General features: G+C 34.4%; 1 protein-coding gene. It reads right to left on the bottom strand.

Features of this window, described 5'->3' with window-relative positions:
• Nucleotides 1–162: 162 nt before the first annotated feature.
• A complete protein-coding gene (locus ACFILW_RS10850; RefSeq protein ID WP_375627971.1) occupies nucleotides 163–477 on the bottom strand; it encodes a hypothetical protein in 315 nt (104 codons plus the stop codon).
• Between the last annotated feature and the right edge of the window lie 125 nt (nucleotides 478–602).

The raw sequence follows: 602 nt of genomic DNA on the forward strand, positions 1-602 counted from the left end.
AACAGTTGTTAGAGTTATTTAATCTAAAAAGCCGCAGTGAGTTGTCATTAACACTATATATTTCCCCTCTAAGCTCAAATGATATAGTTGACCCTGAATTTTTCATAAGGCATACTGCACCGTATAATCCAAAGAAAACAATCGAAGTGAGCTTTTGTCCTGTTAGCTTCGACGGATTAAAGACATGGGAAATGTTTTTTGAAATTGCTGATTAAACTGTATATCTTGTGGTTTAATTCTTTCTATTTTTTTGTGTAAACTTGCAATCTGTCCATCAATAGAAGTTACCTGTTTATTTATTAATGTTTCTTGATTTTTAATTATTGTGTCCTTTTCCCTAATTATTTCATCTTGTTCATCTATCTGTTCTTGTAGGTCAGAAGCCTTGAAATAATAGTGTAAAGTAAACAGTGAGACCACAATAATTGGAATGTTATTGATGATATGACCTATGACAAATGACATTACATCTTCCATCTTTCTCTCCTCACTTACCCTTCTTCTTACTCTTCTTATTCTTATGAGCCGGCGCTTTTACTCCTCCATCACGCTGTTTAAGCTCTTGTGTTAGTCTTTCAACTCCCTCGTCCCGTGTTTGAACC

Source organism: Bartonella sp. TT110JLCBS (assembly GCF_042193405.1).
Lineage (GTDB): Bacteria > Pseudomonadota > Alphaproteobacteria > Rhizobiales > Rhizobiaceae > Bartonella.